Annotated in this window: 18 protein-coding genes; 6 read left to right on the top strand and 12 right to left on the bottom strand. The window is 58.4% G+C overall.

Annotation, left to right across the window (positions count from 1 at the left end; all coding sequences use genetic code 11):
- Nucleotides 1-42: 42 nt before the first annotated feature.
- The 3 genes from MK6180000_RS15935 to MK6180000_RS15925 are packed head-to-tail and all read right to left on the bottom strand — an operon-like array spanning nucleotide 43 to nucleotide 3,844.
- On the bottom strand, nucleotides 43-1,557 hold the full coding sequence (locus MK6180000_RS15935; RefSeq protein WP_138935621.1) for a PepSY-associated TM helix domain-containing protein: 1,515 nt from the start codon (nucleotides 1,555-1,557) through the stop codon (nucleotides 43-45).
- Entirely contained in the window at nucleotides 1,554-2,738 is a 1,185-nt protein-coding gene (locus tag MK6180000_RS15930) for a glycosyltransferase family 4 protein (protein ID WP_138935620.1), read from the bottom strand. The genes MK6180000_RS15935 and MK6180000_RS15930 overlap by 4 nt, the downstream gene beginning before the upstream one ends.
- Nucleotides 2,735-3,844: an NAD-dependent epimerase/dehydratase family protein gene (locus MK6180000_RS15925; RefSeq protein ID WP_171054661.1), complete on the bottom strand. Its 1,110-nt coding sequence runs from the start codon at nucleotides 3,842-3,844 to the stop codon at nucleotides 2,735-2,737. Before MK6180000_RS15925 ends, MK6180000_RS15930 begins: the two co-directional genes overlap by 4 nt.
- 151 nt (nucleotides 3,845-3,995) lie before the next feature.
- Here MK6180000_RS15925 and MK6180000_RS15920 point away from each other — a divergent pair, with 151 nt between their 5' ends.
- A complete protein-coding gene (locus MK6180000_RS15920; protein ID WP_138935618.1) occupies nucleotides 3,996-5,051 on the top strand; it encodes a Gfo/Idh/MocA family protein in 1,056 nt (351 codons plus the stop codon).
- Complete coding sequence (locus tag MK6180000_RS15915; protein WP_138935617.1) at nucleotides 5,048-5,968, top strand: glycosyltransferase family 2 protein; 921 nt, start codon at nucleotides 5,048-5,050, stop codon at nucleotides 5,966-5,968. The genes MK6180000_RS15920 and MK6180000_RS15915 overlap by 4 nt, the downstream gene beginning before the upstream one ends.
- Here MK6180000_RS15915 and MK6180000_RS15910 read toward each other — a convergent pair.
- Nucleotides 5,965-7,041, bottom strand: a complete 1,077-nt coding sequence (locus MK6180000_RS15910; protein ID WP_212751920.1) for a glycosyltransferase family 4 protein — start codon at nucleotides 7,039-7,041, stop codon at nucleotides 5,965-5,967. The genes MK6180000_RS15915 and MK6180000_RS15910 overlap by 4 nt on opposite strands.
- Nucleotides 7,042-7,318: 277 nt before the next feature.
- Between MK6180000_RS15910 and MK6180000_RS15905 the strand changes: the two genes are divergently transcribed.
- Nucleotides 7,319-8,581, top strand: coding sequence for a glycosyltransferase family 4 protein (locus MK6180000_RS15905; RefSeq protein WP_138935615.1), 1,263 nt, complete (start codon nucleotides 7,319-7,321; stop codon nucleotides 8,579-8,581).
- 6 nt (nucleotides 8,582-8,587) lie between these two features.
- Here MK6180000_RS15905 and MK6180000_RS15900 read toward each other — a convergent pair whose 3' ends face one another.
- The 3 genes from MK6180000_RS15900 to MK6180000_RS15890 all read right to left on the bottom strand — a co-directional run bounded on the left by MK6180000_RS15900 (nucleotide 8,588) and on the right by MK6180000_RS15890 (nucleotide 12,693).
- Nucleotides 8,588-10,117, bottom strand: a complete 1,530-nt coding sequence (locus MK6180000_RS15900) for a GMC oxidoreductase (protein ID WP_138935614.1) — start codon at nucleotides 10,115-10,117, stop codon at nucleotides 8,588-8,590.
- Between the two features lie 22 nt (nucleotides 10,118-10,139).
- On the bottom strand, nucleotides 10,140-11,111 hold the full coding sequence (locus tag MK6180000_RS15895; protein WP_138935613.1) for an NAD-dependent epimerase/dehydratase family protein: 972 nt from the start codon (nucleotides 11,109-11,111) through the stop codon (nucleotides 10,140-10,142).
- 160 nt (nucleotides 11,112-11,271) lie between these two features.
- Nucleotides 11,272-12,693 (bottom strand): UbiA family prenyltransferase, encoded by a 1,422-nt coding sequence (locus MK6180000_RS15890; protein WP_138935612.1) that lies wholly within the window; start codon nucleotides 12,691-12,693, stop codon nucleotides 11,272-11,274.
- A 618-nt stretch (nucleotides 12,694-13,311) separates the two neighbouring features.
- Between MK6180000_RS15890 and MK6180000_RS15885 the strand changes: the two genes are divergently transcribed.
- Nucleotides 13,312-14,802 carry an NAD(P)/FAD-dependent oxidoreductase gene (locus tag MK6180000_RS15885; protein WP_246040553.1) on the top strand — a complete coding sequence of 497 codons (1,491 nt, stop codon included), beginning with the start codon at nucleotides 13,312-13,314 and terminating at the stop codon, nucleotides 14,800-14,802.
- 52 nt (nucleotides 14,803-14,854) lie between these two features.
- On the opposite strand, the gene MK6180000_RS15880 is transcribed toward MK6180000_RS15885, so the two are convergent.
- The 5 genes from MK6180000_RS15880 to MK6180000_RS15860 all read right to left on the bottom strand — a co-directional run bounded on the left by MK6180000_RS15880 (nucleotide 14,855) and on the right by MK6180000_RS15860 (nucleotide 21,102).
- Nucleotides 14,855-15,880 carry a glycosyltransferase family 2 protein gene (locus MK6180000_RS15880; RefSeq protein ID WP_138935610.1) on the bottom strand — a complete coding sequence of 342 codons (1,026 nt, stop codon included), beginning with the start codon at nucleotides 15,878-15,880 and terminating at the stop codon, nucleotides 14,855-14,857.
- Nucleotides 15,877-17,391 (bottom strand): hypothetical protein, encoded by a 1,515-nt coding sequence (locus tag MK6180000_RS15875; RefSeq protein WP_138935609.1) that lies wholly within the window; start codon nucleotides 17,389-17,391, stop codon nucleotides 15,877-15,879. The genes MK6180000_RS15880 and MK6180000_RS15875 overlap by 4 nt, the downstream gene beginning before the upstream one ends.
- Nucleotides 17,392-17,393: 2 nt before the next feature.
- Nucleotides 17,394-18,416, bottom strand: coding sequence for a UDP-glucuronic acid decarboxylase family protein (locus MK6180000_RS15870; RefSeq protein WP_138935608.1), 1,023 nt, complete (start codon nucleotides 18,414-18,416; stop codon nucleotides 17,394-17,396).
- Nucleotides 18,417-18,633: 217 nt separating this feature from the next.
- The gene (locus MK6180000_RS15865) at nucleotides 18,634-19,647 is read right to left on the bottom strand and encodes a hypothetical protein (RefSeq protein WP_138935607.1); all 1,014 of its coding nucleotides are present in this window, start codon (nucleotides 19,645-19,647) and stop codon (nucleotides 18,634-18,636) included.
- 414 nt (nucleotides 19,648-20,061) lie between these two features.
- Nucleotides 20,062-21,102 (bottom strand): right-handed parallel beta-helix repeat-containing protein, encoded by a 1,041-nt coding sequence (locus MK6180000_RS15860; RefSeq protein ID WP_138935606.1) that lies wholly within the window; start codon nucleotides 21,100-21,102, stop codon nucleotides 20,062-20,064.
- A gap of 426 nt (nucleotides 21,103-21,528) precedes the next feature.
- Here MK6180000_RS15860 and MK6180000_RS15855 point away from each other — a divergent pair, with 426 nt between their 5' ends.
- Together MK6180000_RS15855 and MK6180000_RS15850 are read left to right on the top strand one after the other, a co-directional pair.
- A complete protein-coding gene (locus MK6180000_RS15855) occupies nucleotides 21,529-23,265 on the top strand; it encodes a type I secretion system permease/ATPase (RefSeq protein ID WP_138935605.1) in 1,737 nt (578 codons plus the stop codon).
- Nucleotides 23,262-24,623, top strand: coding sequence for an HlyD family type I secretion periplasmic adaptor subunit (locus MK6180000_RS15850; RefSeq protein ID WP_138935604.1), 1,362 nt, complete (start codon nucleotides 23,262-23,264; stop codon nucleotides 24,621-24,623). Before MK6180000_RS15855 ends, MK6180000_RS15850 begins: the two co-directional genes overlap by 4 nt.
- Nucleotides 24,624-24,683 lie beyond the last annotated feature (60 nt).

Raw genomic sequence — 24,683 nt, 5'->3', positions numbered from 1 at the left:
CCGTAAAGGGTTGATGTCACGCCGGGATTGGCCGCGCGCCCCTTACCAGACTGGACGGCCCAGCATGTAGGTTAAGCTACGGGTTTCACCATCGGCACCGGTCAGGCGGAGCAAAATGGTGTTGTCGCCGGTGCCGGGCTGGATATCTGCCGTGCCCGCGCGCGCGCCATCTCCCGCGTGCAGCAGCACAGTCTGCTCTGGCCCTGCGTTCAACTGAAGTGTGGCGGTTTTTACATCCGGATCAGTGACCCGCAGGGTCAGTGAATACGCCTCACCCGCGCGCAACGAACGCTTTGCCATAAGCTGGATAAGCTCGTCCGGCGATCCTGGCTGGAGCCGGATCTGCCGTTCGAATGCCGAGCTATATGTGTAGATACCCGCCATTGTGATCGCGAGCACAAGCAGCAGGTAGCCCCACCGCATGATCCCCAGACCCCGCCAAAAGCGGCGGAGGGGTCCGTGCATAGTCGCCTGCAAAGGAATAGAAGATCGGCGCGAGGCAAAAATCAGCATACCCGTCAGCGCGATCCCGAAGGCGGCAAGCCCGAACAGTATCCAAAACGCTCGGGAAAACATGCCCCCCCACGTTCCGTAGTGGAGCATCGTAACGAGTGGTCTGATCCGGGCGATGCCCTTTACATCGGATGGGGCAAACGCCCCCAAAACCTCAAAGTTCGTAGGATCAACCGCGACGCGGTAAACTCCGATGGACATGAGGCTATCAGCATGGTCACCGAAAAATTCCATTCCCCCCGTGGGCCAGCCGGGCAGAACAACGAAACGAGGCTCAAATCCCGGCAGCGCGTCGCGAGCGACTGCTTCGGCCCTGTCGATTGCGCCGCCGTTGAACCCATCAGGCAAGGCTGCCGAACGCTCGGCAGCGCGGGCAGCTTCCGGCTCGCTCCCTTCGACCCCAAGTCCGTCAAGAAAGAACACGAAACCGGTAAGGGCAATTACGAACAGCATCGGGATCACCCAGACAGCCGCAAGTCGATGGACGCTGCCGAGCCAGATCCGCCGTGTCGATTGCTTGGGCGGCAATCGAAACAATCCTTTCCAAAAACGGCGATAGTTGACCATTCCTGTCACACTCATCACCAGCAGGATGATCGACATGCTCGTTACAAGCAGATAGGCCGGCTGTTTCTTGAGCAGCAAATTGTCGTGCAACTCACGCAGAAGATCATGCAAACCCTTGGTGCTGGAGGCACCGACCAACGTGCCATCGACCGGATCGGCCCAGAAGCTCACGGATTCCCTCCAAGGCATCCGCGCGATTATCTGACTGGCAAGCCAGGGTCGGGGGCGCTTCTCGATCACGGAGACGGTCGCAAGTGGATACTCGGCTTCAAACGCGTCGTAGAGTTGGCCAAACGTCGCCGTGCGCTCTGAGGCTGGCGACATGTTCCAAACCTTCGGTTGACCGACAAGCTGGAGTTCCAATCCGGCGACGAGGAGCGTGCCAGACAGGAAAAGAAATGCCAAAGACAGGGAAAAATGAAGGCCGACCCACGAATGGGTGCGAAAAATATAGTTACGAAAAACGCGTGCAGTCATTCTTGGCCCTTCCTTTGGAGTGCATGAAGGAACGATCTTTCAGTCAGTTCTGCCCCCTTGTCCCATCCGAAATGTGCCGCCTGCGCCAGAGCGTTACCAGAGAGCGTATCACGCAAACCGGGTTCGGTGAGCAATCGAATTGCCTGCGCGGCCAGTGCCTCGCTTGACAGCGGATCGAAGTATAACCCCCCGTTGCCCACCACTTCGGGCAGGCTTCCGCGGTCCGAGCTGAGGACCGGCGTGCCGCAGGACATCGCCTCAAGCGCGGGTAGGCCGAACCCCTCCCAGAGCGAGGGGAAAACTAGCGCATCGGCGGTATTAAGGAGCGCCGCGAGGTCTTCGTCGCCAATCTCGCCGGTGAAGACGATGCTGGCCGACCGCGCCACATCAGCGGCGGCGCTGGACTTGAGATCCTCGACATTATCCCAGAACCGCGCGCCAGTGTTGCGCCCAACGATCGCCAGCCGGGTTTGTGGCACGTCGGCAAGAATTGCCTGCATCGCATCGATCAGTCGCAGCACGTTCTTGTGACGGTTGAACCCGCCCAGATAAACCAGCAGTGGTGCGTCCTGCGGCAGACCGTATTTACTGCGGGCACGCGCCAAATGAGCGGCATCGACGGCTGGACGAAAGATCGGTTCCGCCCCTTCGGTGATAATATCGATGCGATTGCTGGGAATCCGCAGGATGCGCGTCAGATCAGCTGCAGACGCTTGCGAGATCGTCATCACCCGTGTCGCCCGCATCTTTGCCAACCAGCATTTCACCTGCCATAGCCGGAAATTCCGGCGGCGGGGAAAGATCAGATCCGGAAATCGCTCGGGGATGGTGTCGTGAAAGCAGACGACGGTGGGCCGTCGCGCGGGCAACGGAAACCATGAATAGACCGCCGGATAGAAAAATAGATCGCAGTTTAATCGCTTCGCCGCCCTGCCCATGGTCAGCAGGTCAGCGCCGCCCCGCGCAGCGGTGCCAGAGGATGCCTCGGACATCGACTGGTCCGATCCCGCTATAACGACGCCCACACCCTCCGGCACGGGCCGTGTCGGGGGCTGATCGAACAAAAGCGTATAACGAAAACCCGTATCTCGCGCCGCCAACGCTGGAATGAGATTGCGAGTGAAGCGGCCAAAGCCGCGCTCGTTTTCCCAAGAACTGGCATCGACACCTATATGGATCAAGCTGGATCACCCTTGCTATGTTTGCGCCCATAGCGGGCTTGTAGATAAGGCGCAGTCGCGGTCAACCCTTTCGCCAGATCGTATTCGGGCGTGTATCCCAGCCGCGCGCGGGCGTGGTCGATCCGGCAAGTGCCGGTGGTCGCAAGCAGTTCCAACATATAACGGTCGGGCCATATCTCTCGGCGACGCACCAGCCGCCGTTTTACCTGCCTCACCAGCGCCTCAAAACGGTCCCGCCCTAGAACTTGGCGAGCGGCGGCGCTGACCTGGGCCGCAAGCGGTGGTTTGTCGGGCATCTGCTGCGGCACGTCCGGCGGCAGCCGGGATTGGAGCGCTTCCAGCGGCTCGTGCCGGACGGCGCCAACACCTATGGCTTGTGCATACCCTTCCAGCAGGCCGGACCATGCGACAGGCTTCGCACCAGACACGATGAATCGCTCCTGGCCAAGACCCTCCAGCACCGCAGCGCGCAGCATCGCCTGCACCAGATCGTCCACGAACACCGCATTGCAATAGCCCTCCGGGGTCGGCAGCACCACGGTTCCGGTGTTAAGCCAGTCGGCAAGCCGGTCCGTCCAAAGTGCACTACCGGGCCCGTAGATCAGCGTCGGCTGAAGGATTGCGGCTGGGATCTCGCTTGCAGTCAGCGCCTCCTCCATCGCACTCTTGGCCTGCCGGTAGGGCGTGCCGCTGGCGCGCGCAGCGCCGCTGTCTTCGGTCAGGTCATCGCCCGGCCAGCCGTCGTAAACCACGATGGAACTGGCATGCACGATGCGCCCGATTCTGGCCGCCTTGGCCGCCGCCATCAGGCCTGTGAACGCGGCAAGACTTGAGTTGGCGGGGGCGCGCATGTCGTAGGCGAGGTGAAAAAGCACGCTCTGCCCCTGCAAAGCTGCCTCCATCGCGGCCCGGTCATCTAGCGCTCCGATCACGACCTTGGCGCCCATCTGCTCCAGCGCTTTTGCACCGTGGCGGCTGCGCAGCAGGACGGTGACATGCGCCCCGTTTTCCAGCAGCGCCGGTACCAGTCTTCGCCCGACAAAGCCCGCGCCTCCGGTGACGAAAACCGCCTGTCCCCGTAATTTTTTCGACCCGTCAAACTTCACTCGCACGCACTCCAATTTGGATCATCGCATTAACCCACGGCGTTTCAGGACCCTAGCGCGGCCTAGAAGCTCATGCTACTCCTCTTGTATTAGATGAATACGATAGATAGCCAAGAAGCGGCGCAGACCGCTAATTTAGACGGGGAAGTTGATGAGGATCGGGGTAATTGGTGCGGCCGGCAAGATCGGCCAGATGCGGGTGCAGAACATAATCGACAATCCCGACACGGTGCTTGCCGCCGTAATGGACATGGAAATGCACCGCGCCGTGGCGGTCGCGCAAGATGCGCCTGCCTTCAGCGATTTGGAACGCTTTTTCGACACTCCCATGGATGCCGTGGTGATCTCGACGCCGGCGCATGTGCGCGAGCCTCTTTGCCTGCGCGCCTTTGAGCGAGGCCTTCATGTGCTGACGGAAAAGCCGCTCTCCCCGACCGTGGCAGGGGCACGGCGGATCGTGGATGCCGCAGCAAAGGCTGGCAAGGCCCTCGGAACCGGCTTCAACATGCGCTACTATCCAGCGTTTGCGCATATGAAGGATGTCGTGACATCGGGCCAGATCGGCCAGATTGACCATGTTCGCGTCTATGGCGGTCATGACGGGTTGGGGCATTTCGCCCATGAGTGGGAATATCAGGCGGAATTTTCCGGCGGCGGTGCGCTTTGGGATGTTGGCATCCACATGACTGACATGGCACGCCACATCCTAGGTGAGATTACTAGCGTTTACGGCGTCGCCACCAATACCGTGTGGAACGTGCCCGGCTCAGAGGATAACGCCGTCGCTATCTTTAAGAACCCCGAAGGCATCCCGGCGATCTATCAGGCCAGTTGGAACGACTGGAAGGGCTACAAAAGCGCGGTCGAGGTCTATGGCTCGCTCGGGATGGTGCGGGCATCGTATGCGCCTATGCAGAACCTCGTGATAACGATGGACAAGCCCGGCGGTGCCGCGAAAAAGACCCGCAAGTTTTACCCAGAGATCATGCTGCGCGAGAAGCTGAAGTCGTGGAAGACGACGGCAATTCAATCGTTCGGCGAGGAATTGGCTGATTTCGTCCGTCTGACACATGGGGAGGCGGGGCTGCGCTGCGCCGACGGCCATGCCGGGCTGCGAGCTATCGAAATCGCAGCAGCCGTGGCGGAAAGCACCCGCACCGGGCAGCCGGTCGAGTTGGAAAACATCGGAGACATGAGTATCAAATGAGCAGTGATCCGACCTTATCCATCGTTCTGACCATCGTGCAGGGCGGGACATATGTGCGCGACTTCCTAGAGGCGGTGCGCAGTTTTGAGAATCCGCCACCTCTGGATGTTATCGTTCCCTATGACGCCAGCGTCGCGGATGTGGCTCAATATGCCGCGGATTTCCCGGAGGTGCGGTTTCTTGATCTGGGCGTGATTGACCCGATCCGCCCGATCACCTCCGAGGCTGGCAAGCATGAGTTGTACGACCGTCGCCGCTCTGCCGGGTTGGCGGCAGCGAACGGCGGTATCATTGGCATTCTGGAGGATCGCGGGTTGCCGCAGGCCGACTGGGCGCGCACCATCGTCCGGCTTTATGCCGAGACCGGCAAAAACGTAATCGGCGGCGCCATCGAGTGTATGGAGCCGGCGAGCCCATTGAACTGGGCCTTCTATGTCACCGATTTCGGCCGCTACGGGCGCCCGTTTCAGACCGGCCCCGCCGACTGGGTGTCGGACGTGAACCTCACCTACAGCCGCAAGGCGCTGGACGAGACCGAGCATCTTTGGAAAGACCGCTATCACGAGCCGATTGTCCATTGGCATCTGATTGAACAAGGCGAAGAGTTGTGGCTGTCCGAGGAGGTGGTCGTACATCACCGGAGGCCCCCGGCCAAGTTCAGCGAATTGCTGCCCGAACGTTTCGCTTGGGGCCGCCTTTTTGGCGAGATCCGGGTGCGGGGCATGAGCACGCCCAAAAGGCTGGCGATGATCGCTGCCGGGCCGCTGATCCCGCCGCTTTTGTGGGTGCGCCACTACAAGCTTCAGGCAAGCAAGGGGCGCGGGGGGCGCTATCTGCGCACGTTGCCCTATGTGATGATCCTCTCGACCGCATGGACGCTGGGCGAAGTCTGGGGCTACATCACAAAGCGGCCTTAGCGGCCTGCCAATTCATAGTAGGTCTTTTCGAACTGGCGGTGCACCCAATCGGGGTCAAACCTATCTTCGCGGCTGCGTTCAAGCGCGTTCGCCGCAAGGTGCAGTCGGCGATCGTCGTTTGACAGGATTTCCGCGACCGCTGCGCAGATTGCAACCACGTCGCCAATTGGCACCACCGCACCTACGGTATCGTCGATCAACTCGACCACGCCCGAACAGGCAGTGGCAACGGCGGGGGTGCCGGTCTGAAACGCCTCAGCAATGGTGAACGGCAGCGCCTCCCACCGCGATGTCAAAAGGAACAGATCGGCCGCCCTCAGGTGACGGATGGGCTGGTCGGTGCGCCCGATAAAATTGAGGTGTTCGCCAAGACCGCGGTCCTGCGCCATCGCCCGCAACTTTGCCTCATCCGGGCCATCGCCGGCCACGACAAAACGATAACCGGGGTGGGTCTGTTTCATTTGGGCGACGCAGTCGATCAGAATGTCGATGCCCTTCTGGTGCAGCAACCGGGCCAGCGTGACGACCACGCGGTCCCCGTTGCCCAAAAGCTGGGCGCGCAAGCGGGCTATGTCAGCGGCGCTATCGTCGGGCGGGGGCGAGACGCCCAGCCCGATCACCTTCAGCTTCTCGCGCGGAACGTTGCCGATCGTCGCCAGATCCTCGGCCGAGCGATGGCTGGGCGTGATCACCAGATCGCATTTGGCGGCTATCCTTCCAAAGGCGGCGATGCGTTCGGGTTCGGACCCGTGATACGTGATCGCAAGGGGGATGCCCTGTCCCATTCGAGCGATGTTAGCGACGAGGGCCGGCGCGGATTCGTGGCAATGGATCAGATCGACGCGGTTTGCTGACAGCCAACGGCGCAGATGCCACGCCGCCGCCGCAGTGTGGCGAAGCCGATTGGCAATACCGCCGCCGTCCCCGGCAACAAACCGGGTAGGCAGATCCAAGAACGCAGGTTCAGTTTCAGGCCCGGCCCAGACATCTGCAGTGCCAGCCAACGTTACGTCGTGCCCATGGGCGCGCAGCCAGTCGCTTAGCCCCAGAATGTGGCGGGTTATCCCGCCCATGCCGAACTGGGTTCCCATTTCAAGCACACGAAGCGGTTGGCGAGGGGGATCGCTTGTCATTTCAGGAACAAAAAGTGGCAAAATCATAAGACATGGCGCGATTATAGCATGCGCGCGCCGTTCGCCCATCCCCCGCAGCGCGCCTCGCAAAGCAGGAGCGGTCTGCAGCATGTAGGCAACACCGGGGGCGCGCGGTGCGCGGCGCGCTGTTCAACCTTCCGGTTACGGCAGCGATCGTGTCTTATAGCAGCCAACATTCCCAAAGGCACGAGCCAGTATGAGATCGCTGCGCATCTTGATGTTTACCACGTTCTACCCGCCCTATTCCTTTGGCGGCGATGCCGTGGGCGTACAACGGATGGCGCGCGCGCTGGCCGCGCGCGGGCATGACGTGACCGTTGTGCATGATGAGGACGCCTATCTGTCGCTCGGCGGTGTGCCAGCTGGGACGGCCCAAGACGACGGCGTGCAAGTGATTGGCCTGCGCAGCCGACATGGCATGGTCGCCAACCTCATCACGCAGCAGACCGGGCGCAATCTGGTGCATCGCCGCCGCATCGCGCAGATTGTGGCGGATGGGCGATACGATATCCTGTGGTACAACAACGCCTCTTTGGTGGGCGGTCCGGGAATTTTGTCCGTAGGCGACGGCCTGAAGATCTACGAGGCGCATGAGCATTGGTTGGTGTGCCCGACACATGTGCTTTGGCGCCATGACCGCGAGCTTTGCGATGAGCGTCAGTGCCTGCGCTGCGTGACGACCTATCGCCGTCCGCCCCAGCTTTGGCGATATACTGGTTATCTGGACAGGCAGCTGGATCATATGGATTTGATTATTGCCAAAAGCGAATTTAGCCGCGCCAAGCATCGCGAATTTGGCCTGAGGCAGCAGATGCAGGTTTTGCCCTATTTTCTGCCGGACATTGACCCTGCGGCGCTGCCCGAACCCGCCGTGCATGAGCGGCCCTATTTCCTGTTCGTCGGCCGACTGGAAAAGATCAAGGGGCTACAGGATGTGTTCCCAGCCTTTGAGAGCTACACCGACGCCGATCTGCTGATCCTTGGTGACGGAGATTATGCGCCTCAGCTAAAGGCGCTTGCAGCGGGGAATGATCGCATCAAGTTTCTGGGCCGCAAGCCGCTGGAGGAGCTGAACGCCTATTATCGCGGTGCACTGGGGCTGATCGTGCCGTCGGTCTGCTACGAAACGTTTGGGATCATCCTGATTGAGAGCTTCCGTCTCGGCACGCCGGTCATCGCGCGGCGCCTGGGTCCGTTCCCTGAAATCGTGGAGAAGGCAGGCGGCGGCACCTTGTTCGAGACCGAAGAAGAGCTGATCGCCGCTCTTCGCAAGTTGCAGCACGAGCCCGGCCAGCGCAAGGCGCAGGGCCGTGACGCGCGGCAGGCGTTCGAACAGATGTGGATTGAGGACCGAGTTCTTGCGGCCTACGGCGATGCGCTGGCACGCGCCGCGCAGGCAAAGGGCGATACCGATCTGGCGCGCGACCTAGAGGCGGGCGCGTTCGAGAATGGTGCGTGATCCGCTTTAGGGGGCCAGCGTTCCGATCCGGTGCGCGTTCGCCATGACGGAAAACGTGATTGTCGTCGCGGGAATGCTGGGCAGGATCGAGGCATCAACGATATGCACACGCTCCAACCCCTTGGGCCTGCCCAGAACATCAGAGTCGGACGGCCCCGGCTGGGCCGACATCGGGACTGATCCGCCAACGTGAAAGCTGGACCCCGGCGCGCCGGGCCGACTGGCGGCAGACAGCACGAGAAGCCCGGCCTTTCCCAGCGCTTTGGCCAGCCTCGTCTTGGCCGCAGCCATCACGCCTGACGTTTCTGGATTGGCATAGACGGATGGTATCAGCCGCCCGTCCGGCGCCAGCGACAGATCTATCCGCGCCGAATGATCCGAGTGCAAAAATGCCTGCGACACGATCAGCCGCCGCGCCAATGCCCGCCAGAGCGGGGCAGAGCCGGGTAATTTGGCGCCGTAACTGGCCGTCAGGTCGCGTGCATAAAATTCATTCCAAGTATAAATTTGGGTATGCACCAGATGCGGAGAGATATCTGGATCTGCGATCTCGACAAAGGCCTGTGGCAAAGTGTGATAGGGCAGCCGATCAGGCAGGCGCGGCGCGCGCCAGCGGTGCAGGCTGGGCAGAAAGAAATGCTGGCTGTCCTTGAGGCGCAGCACCCCGCCTGCATCGGGACGCGACGCCAGCAGTAGCCGCGCCGTTTCCAGAGCACCTGATGCGACGAACACACGATTGGTGGTCAGCGTCTCGCCACTGTCGAGTGTCACCGTCACGCCGTCGCCACTTTCTTCAAACTGGCGCACGATGGCAGAGCGATGGCTGAAGTCCGGATGACGGCGCAGGTCGAGCAGGGTCTGACGTGCGGAATAGATATAGCCCCAAGGGCAGCCATGCAGGCACTGGCCGCAGTATTTGCACGCGGGATCGACGGCCAGACGGGCGACGCCAGCGTGGACGCCAATTTGCAAGAGCCGCGCTTTTTGCCGATCAAACCTGCGCAGTAATTCGCGGCCCTGCGGCGACGGGTCCAGCGGTGTTTTGCCGGTCATCGAAAAGGCGGGAAGCAGTGCCTCCAAGTCGTCGGGCGTTCCGCTTATCGGCATGAACTTTGCCACCGCCCGGTAGTGCGGCGCCAGATCGTCCGCGCCAAGCGGCCAGTCTGCCATATCAGCGCTTCGGTGCGGCAGCACCGCCGCGCCCCATAGGTTCGACAGCCCCCCCTCGGCGCGCGAGGCCCGAAGCCCGATTTCGCCGGATGCGGCGAAAGTTTTCTCGCCCGCCTCCATCGCAAAATCAGAACCAAAGCGGCGCACTTGTCCCGGCGGCGTCTCAAATTGCGGCTGTTGCCAATCGGCGTGTGTCGCAGCGGACCAGTCGGCGGGGTCGGTCGCCGCCAAACGCGCGCGCCGCTCTCGCGCCTCCGCCCCAGGCACGGCGCCGCCGTCGAGCATCAGCACCCGGCGGCCCCGCGCCAAGAGCGCCGTCGCCACCGATACGCCCGCAGGCCCTGAGCCGATGACCAGATCCATCATGGGTACGATAAGACGTGCGGCGTCATGCAGGCACTGGCGCGCGCCTTTCGGCGATGATGTCGTCGATGATCCGGCTGAGCGGCAACTTGGGGCGGAAATTTATCGCTGCCTTTAGTTTCGACACGTCCGGCAGTCGGCGCTGCATATCCTCGAACCCTACGGGGTAGACCTCGTCATAGGGGATAAGCTGGATTTCAGAGCTCGACCCCGTCGCCTCGATGACTTGTTCGGCCAGACCGCGAATCGTGATCTCTTGATCCGTGCCGATGTTAAAGACTTCGCCGCGTGCCTTTGGGGTCGCCATTAAGCGGCACAGCGCCTCGACCACATCTGCGACATGCCCAAAACAGCGCGATTGATCGCCGGTTCCGTGCACCATCAGCGGTTTCCCCTCTAGCGCCGATGTCACGAAACTAGGCAGCACCATACCGTAGCGTCCGGTCTGGCGCGGGCCGGTGGTGTTAAAGAACCGTAGGACCGTCACCGGTAAACCGGACTCGCGCGCATGGGCCAGTGCCAGAAACTCGTCCAACGTTTTGGCGCAGGCATAGGACCAGCGCAGGTTTTTTGTAGCGCCGATGGTTAGGTCGTCGTCCTCATTGAATGGGAACTTCGTGGTCTTTCCGTAGACTTCGGAACTAGAGGCGATGAAAGTATGCGCATTGTTCCGCAGCGCCGCGTCCAGCACGTTTTCGGTGCCCGCAACATTGGTAAGGATCGACCGGCTCGGCTCTTCCATGATCAGCTTGACCCCAACCGCTGCGGCCAAGTGAAAAACCACCTCAGCAGGCTCAACCAGTTTCGCGACCAGCGCCCTGTCCAAAATACTGCCTTCGACGAAGTCGAAACCGGGCTGATCCGTCAGCGCCGCAAGGTTCGACATCTGCCCGGTTGAGAGGTCGTCCAGAACCGTGACCGCATGGCCGTCAGCCACAAGCCGTTCGGAAAGGTGAGAGCCAATGAAGCCGGCGCCACCGGTAATCAGAATGTGCATAAATCCTCACAAAGCGTAACTGGAATACTCAATCTGCCGACGTATAGCATGGCGCGTAGAGTTCGGCCAACACCGCTACGCACTGAGTTGAATTGCGTAAAACCGAAAAATATTTCAGCGTCGAAATTTCACGTATTGCACGACGGTAACTGCGTCGCCGTCAGATATAAAGGGCGCCTACGACGAACCCGATGATCGCAAAAAGGCAAAGCCAACTGACACGGTCCTTTATCGCAAAGACGATCGGATCATCCGTCATGCCGCCCCGGTGAGTGACCATTTGCACGCGAGCGAGCCAATAGATCAGCACAACTGAGCTTCCCCATAGAATTGCTGGACTTGAATAGTCTTCCGCCACCTTTGGTGAATGAAAATAAAGCGCCAGAACCATTACGGAAACAAGCCCGGCGGCGGTTCCAAGCTGGCTGACAACCGGAAGATCGTCGACATGATACCCCCGCCCCGCCGCCGTCGTTTTTCCCGATGCCGCGCAATCGACAAGTTCTGCGTGCCTCTTCACCGTTGCGAGTGCGAGGAAGAAGAACAGCGAAAACTCAAGCAGCCAATCGGATATTGTAATTGATGTTGCGGCGCTGCCGGCAAAGATTCGCAACGTGTACAGCCCTGCCAGCACGCAGATGTCGATGATTACGATCCGCTTTAGCCACATGGAATACGCGAAGGTCAAAGCGTAATAGACAAGCATGACAGCAAGGAATTGCACGCCAAGAAATGCCGCAATGATCAATCCAAGAGCCAGCGGTCCCAGCGCGAGCCAGATACTGTGCGCCATGGGGATTGCGCCGGATGCGAAGGGCCGGTGGCGTTTGGTCGGGTGGGCCCGGTCCGCAGAGAGATCCAGAAGGTCGTTCAAGACATAAACGCTGGATGCGACAGCGCAGAACGCTACGAAAGCGAGGGCGCTTTGCAAGATGGTCTCTGCCTCGATCTGGTGTCCGGCCAGCATCGGAATCAATATCAGCAGATTTTTCAGCCATTGCTGCGGGCGCAACTCTTTCAGATATGGCTTGATCGACTGTGAGCGCGACGTCAGATGCTCGGCCGTGATGTCCAGTTCGTCTACTTTCGCACTGACCGCGCCGGACACGTCTAATGTGACAGCCTTTGAGGCCCGCTCCCAAACAGGCAGATCGGCCGCGTGGTCGCCCAGATAGGCGAAATTTCTTTCACCGTATTGTTTGGCCAAAAATTCTGCTTTGTGCCGCCCCTTCAGATTGTGACTGCCATCCGATCCGTGAACCTCGTCGAAGAGATTTAGATGGGTTGCGATTCGGTCTGCGAGGGTCTGATCGGATGCTGTCACGAGGGCCGTCTTGCCGCCTTTTGCGCGCCAATCTTGGATATAGTTGACTACCGTTTCGTTATAGGGAAGTCGGTCAATGTCGATCTCACCTGTTTGTGCAAGGAATCGTTTGAGCTGTGCACGTCCTTTCGACATCGCAGAAACGGCAGAAAAGAGCACGCGCCAGTCCCGAGAAACCGAGGACCAGAAGGTTTCGAACAACATGTCCGTTTTGACGAGCGTTTCGTCCAAATCCACAACGAGTACCGTAGTCTCCATGTCTATCCCTTCTTGCAAAATTACTTAGTCCGATAGGCAGATAAAAAATTATCATTGGGTAGGAAATGCGATCAGACGATAAACATACCAATCTCTAAAAAATGGATTTCGCGCACGCTCTTGAAAGCCGCTCTGGCGGACTGCTGCTATATATCATGTCAATTATTCGAAACCGCCAAGCGAAAACCTACTAATACTATCAGAAAATTGGCTGATGTGGCCTCGCGAGGCCTGGAAATGTGGCATCTAGTGCTGCGTACCGGACGGATCAGTTCATCACCGCAGTGGCAATGCGCCGTGAGTTCGCGCCTGTGCGTGCACAATTTTCGACCCGCAAGTTCGTTCTGATCCCGCCACCTGACCGTACTGCGCTGACTTAATCCCGCTAGCGGGACGCCGCCCATAGCGATAAACTGGCTTGCGCAATAAATCACAATAAACTTAAGGTTGAGCGGAAGGAGCGAGAGACACGTCGGTTCCCGATTTCACCTGCGCGCACAAGCCAAGACCCTTAAGATTGGAACAGATATGATTACAGTACGTTTCTGCTGAATCTGTTGTGATTATTTTGGAATCTCCTGTACCATTACAGTGGGTAAGGGTATGGAAGGTGTTTGCGTGACTAAAAGTGATATTCCGGTTGTCGTTATAGGCGGGGGACCAGCGGGTCTGACGGCTGCATATGAACTTCAAAAGCTGAGCGACAAGCACGTCCCTCATGTCTTTGAGGCATCCGATATGGTGGGCGGCATTTCGCGGACAGCAACCTACAAAGGGTATCGGTTCGATATTGGCGGCCACCGCTTCTTTACCAAGGTGCGCGAGGTCGAGGACATGTGGCACGAGGTGCTGGGTGATGACTTTATCACCGTCCGCAGACTAAGCCGCATCTATTACCGGGACCGGTTTTACGACTACCCGCTACGCATCTTCAACGCACTCGGCAATATTGGCCCCTATGAGACCTACAGGATCATAGGCAGCTACATCAAATGGAAGCTCCGCCCGAAGAAGCAGGAGGACACATTCGAGGAGTGGGTCATCAATCGCTTTGGCGGGCGGCTCTATATGCATTTCTTCCGCAGCTATACCAAGAAGGTATGGGGGATTCCGCCATCGGAAATCCGCGCCGACTGGGCGGCACAGCGGATCAAGAACCTGTCGCTGCCTAAGGCGGTTTGGAACGCCATTTCGGGTTCCAACGATACTGCCAGCCTGATCGAAGAATTCCAGTATCCGCGCCTCGGCCCCGGCATGATGTGGGAAAAGACCCGCGATTTGGTCGAAGGCAATGGTGGTACCGTCCAGATGCAATCGGAAGTGGTGAAGGTGAACCGCGACGGTAATCGCGTGACCTCGATTGATGTGCAGCGCTGGGACGAAAAGAACGGCAAAAGCGACAAGACAGAGCGTGTGGAAGGCGAGCATTTCATCAATTCGATGGCGGTGCGCGAGCTAATCCACGCCTTTGACCCTCCGCCCCCGCAAGAGGTAGTCGATGCAGCCGACCGCCTGAAATACCGCGATTTCCTGATCGTGACGTTGATGCTGGATCACTCTGATCCGTTCCCGGACAACTGGATTTACATCCACAGCCCCAAGGTCAAAGTCGGCCGCATCCAGAACTTCCGCGCTTGGTCAAAGGAAATGCTGCCCGATCAGAGCACCGCGTCAATCGGGATGGAGTATTTTTGCCAGAAGGGCGACGGGCTGTGGTCGTCCTCGAATGAGGACCTGATCAAGCTGGCCGGCGAAGAGTTGGAAAAACTCGGATTGGCCAAAGCGAGCCACGTCGTCGACGGTACTGTCATCAGGCAGCCTAAGGCCTATCCCGTCTATGACGGTGCCTACAAGGAGGCGCTTGATACGGTTAGCGGATGGCTCAAAACGCTAGAGAACTTTGAGACGGTCGGCCGGAATGGCCTGCACCGCTATAATAATCAGGACCATTCGATGCTGTCGGCTATGTATGCCGCGCGGAATATCATGGGCGCGAAACATGACGTGTGGGAGGTCAATATTGAGCGCTCCTACCACGAGGAATTTGAAGCAGAAGCCTCGAAAAAGGGTTTGAGGAAACGACCATTCCGCAAACGCACCGTGCTCTGAGCGCTGGCTGCGTTTTCCACAGGTTCGCGTGGGACAATGCTGCTGACGCGCTTCAGTTGCGCTTGACGCCAAGTTTCTCTTTTTGCCCCAACAGATGGTACTCGAATAAGCACCATACATAGACGCTGGCCGAATAGAGATAGTAGAACTGGTGGTAGAGGATACACTTGAAGGAAAACCATAGTCCGCCATGAGTCGCCAGCATGCGTGCAAGATCGCGGTTGGCCACAAATGCTAAAGCTAGCAGAAGCAGTGTCAGCGGCCACAAATGCGGCTGGAACGGCAGGATCAGCACCGACAAAAGTAGAAGTAGTGCAAGTCCTGCCCGCAATCGCTCAGCGCCTGAGGTATTGAGGTCATCACCCAGCCCTTCGCGCGAAATCATCAGCCGCGACCAAGGCAGCGCCCGGCAGAATATATCGGTGGTCAGGCTATTGCGAATCGTCCAGACCTTTAGGTGTTTCCCTTGCAGGCGTGGCTCGACCACGATGCGTCGCCCGATCGCAGCGATCCTGTAGCCCAGTTCGATATCCTCAATCGATGGCACTTCATAAGTTTTCACGTCGAATCCGCCAACTTCGCGGAACACATCGGCGCGAATCGCCCCGCATCCCGCCCAAAAGGTACGCGCCTCGCGTTTCGCGCGCTGGTGGTGATATCGATGAAGCAAGTTCTTATAGCGAGAAAACCATGCCTGGCCATCCGGTGCATCATCATACGAGCCAAAGACCGCGGCCACATTGTCTTCGGAAAGGGCGCTTCGCACATACTTGGGGCCATCGGGCAAGGCGATCACGTCAGAATCGACGAACCACAGCACATCGCCAGTGGCCTGCTGCGCGGCGAGATTGCGCGCTGCGCCCGGTCCGCCATTGACCGGCATTATCAAGACCGTCGCGCCCATTTCATGGGCCTTCGCTGCGGTATTGTCGGTAGAGCGGTCATCCACGACCAGCACCTCTTGAACATCGCCGACCTCTAGCATTCGCATCAAGGGTGCAAGCACACGGTCCAGCAGATGCTCGGCATTGTAGGCGGGCATCACGACGCTGATCGTTAGCGCAGGGTTCTGGGTCATGAAGGAGCTCCGGTTATGGCCTGTGACTTGCGTCGAGGCAGGCAAAGAAGAAGGAAGGTAGCCAAAAAAGGTAACAGCCACATCACTCTGGCGCCGTAGCGGTCGGCTGGTTGCGAGACACCCCCGCAAACCAGCGCGTTGAGCACTACCCCGATTAGCAGAAAAAGAACGAACACATTCAGTGGCGGGGGGATCCGTCCGGGCCAGATTAGCAGCCCAACGACGATCAAGAATGACAGGATATAGATCACAGAATGGACCTTATCAGCTAAGCCCAACCAGCGTTGATCCCGATTCAACACGCCGTTCAAAACGTCAAGCTGCGCCTCTGGCAGGCCCGACATAGCTTTTGTGTTGAGGATGACCGATGTGTTGGGAATCGTCATCCCGACGCTGTTCATCATCAACTGCACCCCGGCATTTTCCATCAGTGCATAGACTATGCCAAACGGATTGTCGGCCAATACCCGAAGGAAGAATTCGCGTTGTTCGGCTGCCACGGCTTTCTGGTCCTCGATGGGCATCAGCAGAAACGATCCGAGACGGGCAGAGCGTTCAAAAACTATATGCGTCGCGGTCAGGCGATAGGGATCGTCCGACCATGACAAAGCCTCATGCAGCGCGCAGGTCGCCAGATCCTGTCGCAGATCCGCGCGAGCACAATTTTCGTCGAGATACGCCAACCCCGGGCCGTCCACAATCAGCCGCGCTGTGATGTAGGGGGTATAGATCACGTCCTTGCTCGTGACGGTTTCTGCTGCGAATTCGTAGGCCTTGCGCTCAGCAATTGCCACGACGACGAGGCTGGCGGCAAACCCGACTGCCAACCACCGACCATGGCCCACGCGCAGCAAGGCCGCTAATATGATGACCGGCAGCATCAGCACCGCAATTCCCAGATGCGACGGGTGCAAAACCACAGCAAAGGCCGCCAGCGCAAAGGCAGCAAGCCGTTCGGACAGGCGCATTTCCCTCCCCATAGCCACCACGGCGGCGAGGAGGATGATCATGACCGGCGCGAAAATGTCGGGCATCACGTAGGCGATGTAAAAAGGCAGCGACGTCGCCCCGGCGGCAAGGAGTGGAATTGCCGTGAGTTGTAGACTGCTCCGGCCCAGAGGCACCGTGCGGCAGGCTACGCGCGCGGCCAGCCAGACAGACGCAAAAACAGCGGTCATGTTCACCAAAGCGATTCCGCCAAGCGCTCCGATCCGCCAGAACGCAGCAACCAGCAGCGCATAGACCATTGAGCGTGAACCGTCGGTCGTCTCGTCTTCGGCCTTGGCTTTTTTCTGGCCGCTCTGGCCTGCTGTCGCCGGGTCTTTTTCCTGCCTGCGCTCGGGTAGAATTAGAGCCAGCGCTGCGTTGCCTTGCTTGAAATAGCTGCCTGTGTCGAAATAATAGAGCGGGCCGCGATTGATCGCGAGAACCGATAGGCAAATCATCACGGCTGCAATTAGCAGCAGTATCGGTCCGGCCCGCCATGCCCGGCCAATTGAGACATCTTTCACGGTTACTTCCGTTCTGCGGCGCCCTGTGTCGCCGCGACGATCTTACTGAAATACTCTATTGTAGTTTCCAGCCCCTCTTCGAGCTGCACCTTGGGTGTCCAGTCAAGCAGATTGCGCGCCCGGGTAATATCGGGCTGGCGCTTGATCGGATCATCTTGCGGCAATGTCTCGAACACCAACTTCGAGGTCGAGCCGGTCATACGAATGATTGTCTCGGCCAGTTGGCGGATGCTCAGCTCCACCGGATTGCCCAGATTGATCGGCCCGGTGACTTCAGACGGTGAACCCATCAGGCGCATAAGCCCGTCGATCAGGTCGGACACGAAACAGAAAGACCGGGTTTGATCGCCTTTGCCATAGATCGTGATTGGCTCACCCGCTAAGGCCTGCATGATAAAGTTGGACACCACTCGGCCATCATCGGGATGCATGTTCGGCCCGTAGGTGTTGAAGATACGGGCCACCTTGATCTCAATCCCATGTTGGCGGTGGTAATCAAAAAACAGCGTCTCGGCACAGCGCTTGCCTTCGTCATAGCAAGACCGCTTGCCGATCGGGTTCACGTAGCCGACATAATCCTCGGTCTGGGGATGCACTTGCGGATCGCCATAGATCTCCGAAGTCGAGGCTTGCAAGATCCGAGCGCCGACGCGCTTGGCCAGCCCCAGCATGTTAATTGCCCCGTGAACGGCCGTCTTTGTCGTCTGCACCGGATCGTGCTGGTAATGAAATGGCGAGGCAGGGCACGCCAGATTATAGATTTCATCCACCTCGGCATATAGCGGAAAAGTCACGTCATGGCGCATGACCTCAAACCGCGGATTGCCAAGAAGATGCCGCAGATTTCCGCGCCGCCCGGTAAAAAAGTTGTCGGCGCACAGCACCTCGTGCCCCTGCTTTAACAGCGCCGCGCAAAGGTGTGACCCCAGAAACCCAGCACCGCCCGTCACCAGAATGCGCTTGGCGCTCAGATGCAACAGATCGTCCGGATCGAATTCACCCCGTGGGATTTTAGGATCGCTCATCGGCACACCTGGCCGCCAGTCTGTTGGATGGAGAGGGGTAATTGTTTCATGTCTCTGAAATGTCCGGTCATATCTCTGGTTACTCGCAAAAAACACTTAGACCCTAATATCTGATCAAGCACGTAGTTTTAGCCTACACACAAATTTCTGGGTCACGAAGAACAATTATCGGACAGTGTGTTTCCGGCCCGTTGAGGGGAGGCATTCTACTAGATTTTTAGTCTGCACGCACCGTCGTATGCGTGGCTTGGGCAGAGTCCTTGTTGTTGTCGGGCGTTTCGGCTTGGCCGGTGACATAGGGCACACTTGCGGCGAAAACGATAATGGTCAGGCTAATGATTATCCATCTGAACGTCCGGCGGCGGAACATCCAGACTGCGCCGGCCGCGCAAAGAATGAGATAATAAGGAACGAATATCATAAAGGACGCTGGGGCGAGAGTTGGGGCTTTGCAGTATGCGGCAAACAAAATCAGCGGTGAAACCACAGCTACCAGCCATAAAAATATCGCCCTCTCCTGCACGAAATGCAGTGCTCCGGAGGGTAATCGCGGGACGTAATTTCGCCAGATCGTGGTTAGAACTGGAATGCCTGACGCCATGAGCGGCAGCACGGTTAATGCAATCACGTCCTCGGTGCGCCGTTGGGCGATCAGTGCCAGCCAGAGCATTAACGCCGTTGATACTACGGCGGAAATAATAGGAAGCCGAGGAGGAAGGGACTGGCCCAGGGCGAACAGCGGCGCCTCGCGCTTGGGCGCCTTGAGCCCGGCAACCAGAAGTATCAGCGCGAAAGCCAGGAGAAACCACACCCCGACTGCCCCGGCATGATGCGTTGGTATGGTGAGGTCGTCCTTTGCAAAGAGGAAGCCGAAAGAGAAGTACTCCATCAGGAAATCATCGGACAGACCCTGACCGACCCCTTTGCGCGCCCGATAAATCGAATGACTGATTGCAGGCGCGGCTAAAATGATCGCGATCGTCTGCGTCTGAATTAGCCGCGGCACTTTGAAAAATCCGATCTGCCGACTCCATACCTCTGGCAAGGCAAGCTTCCACGGCAGAACCAGCATCGCCCAACAAAGATGGATTACGACTAGTAGCCAGAAAGGCTCGGCTGTGAGCGCGCCCGCTATGACCGATGCGATGTAGCCAGCTTCTAGCCACGGTCTGGGTGTGCGGGCCCTGATAAGGAGAAACAGCAGCCATGTCGCCAATAGCGACAGAAACATCCCGCTTACATATATGGGCGCGGTTAGACTTAAGGAAATGTGAAAGCCGTGAAGCGTTAGCATCAGGGCGGCAACGCCGCCGACGGTCGATCCGAAGATACGCCGCGCGATCAAGAAGATGAGCGGGATCGATCCTAAAGCGAGAAAAATGCCGGTAACGTAGGTTTCGGGATCAGGCAGACTGCGCAGTTCCATTCCCCAAAGTCGCAGCGCGGCGGAGACGAGGATCGCGATGGTGAGAAAGCTAAAAATCAGATGCGTTCGATATTTTCGGTTGCTAAAATGGAGCCTGTCTTTGTCCGGTTCAGTCATACTGATACGGTCGCAAATGAAAATTGAGATCTAAAAAAGGGTTGGCGCGACTGTGTCTCGCGTGGGCAAAATGCTGAATTGAAGGCCGCTGCGTGGATACACTTACCGCCGCGTCGGATAGGACTTGGTCAGGGTCAATCCCGCATCCAGCCGGTCTATGGTGCTGCCGGGCCGCACGCGGTATTCATTGTATTCGTTCGTCCGGCCGGATGTATAGTAGGTGAACTCGCGGTCGTAAAAGCCCGGGCTGCTGGGCGAGGTATCCTGAATAATCGCATTGTTTAGGATGGCCCAGTCGCGCTGGTTCTTGCAGCCAGCGATCTTGCCGACGCCGCCCATCCAGATCGTCTGGGCGTAATCGCCCGCGCCCATGTCAAAGATGTTGTCACGGATCACGATATTGGTGCCGCGCTGGTTGCTCGCACGCATGATCTGCACCATGTCGCGGCGATCCTTACCGCCTTCGACGCCCCGGAAATTGTGCAGGCGGTTTCCCTCAATCCTCAACCGTTGGGCGCCGCCCAACGCTATTCCGTCCGAGCGGATGTCGGTGAACTCGTTGCCACTGAGTGTCAGATTGCTGCTGTTGCCGCCGGTCAGGGCCTTACACCATTTACGAAACACGCTGTTGCCTATCTCGATTGCAGAACTGTCCTTGATCCGAAGGCCGCGCCCGCTGCCAGCCCCACGGTTATCCCCCCCGTCGAAGATCGAATTGGTAATTGTTATCGCACGGCTCTGCACGATGCTAAACCTATTGGCGGAATTGCGATCACCTTCTGTGTAAGCGTAGTCGAACACCAAACCATCGAGCACGATATTCTCGCCACCATTTAGCCTCAACTCGGTATAGCAAGCCGACGCCTTGGCATTGGCTGAGCGGATCGTCATGGGAGAACTGAACTCCTTTTTAAGCGTCAGTGCGCCGTAGTCGCCAGCCGCGAGCAGGAAAACCTCGCCGCCCTCCGCGCGTTTGAGCGCGGCAGAAAGATCGGCTGCATTGCCGATGGCGTCGTCCTTTTGCGCGGTCGAACCGGTGCTCACCCCCGAACAAGCTGGCGCGGCAGCAGCCGGGATAGGCACTAGCAGGAGCAAAAGCCCCGCGAGGGGCAGTGCCTTGGCAAAAGCGTTGGGCATATGCATGGGTAAACACCCCTTTTTTTATACCGCATCCGGCAATTTCGAAACCTATGCTCAGCGACGTCCTTTGTCCATGAGATGATAAAAATGTACGTCTGGTTCAGCGTGCGGGATCGGAGGCGCAGCGAGCATCCACCGGAAAATCGGCACAGATCCGCCAACCAGATTTTGCTGGCCGCTCCGAAAATTTTCTTGTCGGTGCAATCGGATGCGCCGCGAACGTTGAATTGCGCAGCAAACACGCGCCGCATGCCGCGTCTTGACTGGGTTGAGTTCTGTCGCAGGCAGGATTATGCGCCCTTATTGCTTCATTTGACATTAACGGGCGGCGTGTACAGCGGTTCAGGTTGGATATCGCGGTAAAATTGACAAAGATGTCTCAGATGGGCAACCGCGCCGACTACGTGCGTGGAGCGAGGGCGATAACATATGCGACGAGCTGTAATTAAGGGGCAAAACCTCTATAGAAATGCGCTTAGACAGCGTCGAAGAACGCTTGTCGTTGTCGGGATTTTCAGCGCCATTATCAACGTTCTGATGCTGACTGGCCCGATCTACATGCTGCAGATCTACGACAGGGTTCTGTCCAGCGGGTCTATACCAACGCTTCAGGGCCTCTTTATTATTGTCGTCATCCTCTATGTGTTCCTCGGGTTTTACCAGTTCCTGCGCTCACGCCTTTTGTCGCGCGCAGGCTATCGGCTCGACCAGAACCTTGGCGGTCCGGCAATGACCTTCTGGATGCAGGAATGCCTTAACGATCAGTCGCGACGGCATAATCCTGTGCGCGATCTGAGTGTGGTGCGCAGTTTCCTTTCCAGTCCGGCCATCATGGGCGTGTTCGATGTCCCTTGGATACCGCTGTTCCTGATTGTGATCTTCGCGATCCATCCTTGGCTTGGCTACCTGACGTTAGCGGGGGCGGGCGTGATGATTGCCGCCGCAATTTTGAATCAAGTGCTCACCAAAGATTCAACTTCGGTCTCGGCGCAGCGCGAGGAATTAGAGAATGAATTCCTTGAATCGAGCGGGCGCAATGCCGCCGCGGTCATGACGCAGGGGATGCGCGACGCGATCGTATTGCGATGGCGGCAACTGCACGATGCCGCGCTTGCCAAGGGGCAAGAGGGCATTGACCGGACCGAATATTTCTCGTCGTTCTCGCGCTCTTTCCGGCTGCTGTTGCAATCGGCCCTTCTGACGGTTGGGGCCTATCTGGCGCTGCGCCAAGAGATCACGCCGGGTATGATCATCGCGACGTCGATCATCGCTGGCCGTGCGCTAGCACCGATCGACCAAGTGCTGGGCCAATGGCGCGCCATTTCGCGCGGGATGGCCGCCCATAAGCGACTGCTCTCTGCCTTTGACGCCATGCCTGCGGAAACTAAGCGCCTCGCGCTTCCCGAGCCAAAGGGTCATTTGGTGGTCAGGAGCTTGGTCAAGCTGATGCCGCCGCAATCGCACATTAAGGGTCGGCAGCGCATTCTGAATCAGGTTAGCTTTGAGCTATCGCCGGGAGACGGGCTGGGCGTGATCGGCAACAGCGCAGCCGGCAAATCCAGCCTTGCCAAGCTTCTTGTAGGCGCGTGGCGGCCAGATGCGGGCGACGTCCGGCTCGACGGCGCGGCGCTTGATCAATGGCGCCCCGAGGATCTGGGTCGGCATATCGGCTATCTTCCTCAATCGGTCGAGGTGTTGCCAGGCACCATCGCCGAGAATATTTCACGCTTCGACCCGCACCCGATAGATAGTGATATCGTAGAAGCAGCAAAGACTGCCGGCGTTCATGACATGATCCTGACCTTCCCGAACGGATACTCGACCGCTATCGGCGCGCGGGCGCAGCCTCTGTCCAGCGGCCAGGTCCAGCAACTCGGTCTGGCGCGCGCCGTTTACCGGCTCCCTAAACTCGTGGTGTTAGACGAGCCGAATTCGAACCTGGATACAGACGGGGATGACGCGATGTCCTTTGCGATCCAGACGCTACGCGATCATGGCAGCGTGGTCATCGTAATGGCGCACCGGCCTAGCGCGCTCGTATCGCTGAACAAGCTGTTGCTGTTGCGCGAGGGGCGCGTTGCCTATTTCGGCGACAAGGAAGACACTATCCGGGCGGCGATCTCAACCACAACAAGCCCGCGTGCGGCATCGGAGAGCCAAGGATGAAGACGCCAGCAAAGAGTGCAAACATAAAAGGCGCGCCAACAGGGGCCGGTCAGCAAAAGGCGCGACAGGCGGACCTGAAAACAGGCCTTCGCTGGCCCGCAATTCTAGGCGGGATCGGCAGCGTCGTACTTTTAGTCCTGCTCGTGTTGTGGGCGGGGTATACTCAGATCAACGGTGCTGTCATCGCGACAGGGCAAGCGGTGGTGCGTGGCAATCCCAAGGTGGTTCAGAGCCTCGATGGCGGCGTGGTGGCCGACATCCGTGTCGAGGATGGCGATTTGGTCGAACGTGGCGCATTGCTACTTAGTCTTGATCCGACACTTCTTGAGATCACCCGCGACATTTATCGCAACCGCTTGGCAGAAGTCGTGGTGCGCGGGGATCGCCTGAAGGCGGAACACCTCGGGCTCGACAAGATCAAACGTAGCGAGCCGCCAGAGCAACTGGCCGGGCTGGACCTGGAGGCCCAGTATGCCGGCCAGTATGAAATCTTTCAGGCGCGCCGAGCGTTGCAGCTTGGCAAGAAGGAGCAGCTTCGGGAGCGCATCGAGCAGTTCAAAAACCAGATTAACGGTGTCAAAGGACAGATTGAGGCCAAGCGCAGTCAGCTGAGCTATATCCGCCAGGAACTGGAGAGCGTTCGCGCATTGAATGCGCAGGGCCTTGCGCGTCAGGGTGATCTGCTGGAATTGCAACGTTCGGAAGCGGCTTTATTAGGTGACAGTGTCGGGCATCAGTCCGAGCTTGCTCGTATCCACAATTCCATCCGCGATACGCAGATGGAGATCTTGCAATCGGACCGTCAGATGATGGAAGAGGTGGTGACCGAAATACGCGAAACTACCACCAAGCACGAAGAATTACTGCTGGAGATAGTGACCCTCGAAAAGCAGCTTGATCGTATCGATATTCTGGCGCCGGTGGATGGAATCGTGCACGAGTCTCAAGTTTATACGGTCGGCGGTGTTGTGGCGCCTGAATCCGTCATCATGCAGATAATCCCGGTTTCTGAGGGGGTCGAGTTCGAAGTACGGGTTGACCCGACAGCGATCGATCAGATTTACATTGGGCAGACCGCTAAGGTGCAGTTTCCCGCGTTCGACCTAAAGACAGCGCCGATCCTATATGGCGAGTTGGTCAAGATTTCGCCCAACACCATCTTGGACCAGACGACAGGGCGGTCCTATTACCGCGCCACAGTCGTTCTACCTGCCGAGGAGCTTCGCAGCCTCGGGCCGGTGCACTTGGTGCCGGGAATGCCCGTCGAGGCGTTTATGCAAACCGGTGAAAGATCTGTCTTAGATTACCTTACGAAACCCTTGGCAGATCAACTCAACCGTGCTTTCAAGGAAGGATAACACTTTTAGGTGTCATCCACGTCACTAAGCCGTTACGCGCTGACAGCCGTTCGATTTGCG

Origin of the sequence: Roseovarius arcticus, from assembly GCF_006125015.1 — a bacterium.
In the GTDB taxonomy this organism is placed as follows: domain Bacteria; phylum Pseudomonadota; class Alphaproteobacteria; order Rhodobacterales; family Rhodobacteraceae; genus Roseovarius; species Roseovarius arcticus.
The sequence above is the reverse complement of the archived record's forward strand: the minus strand, read 5'-3'. Positions and strand labels throughout refer to the sequence as shown.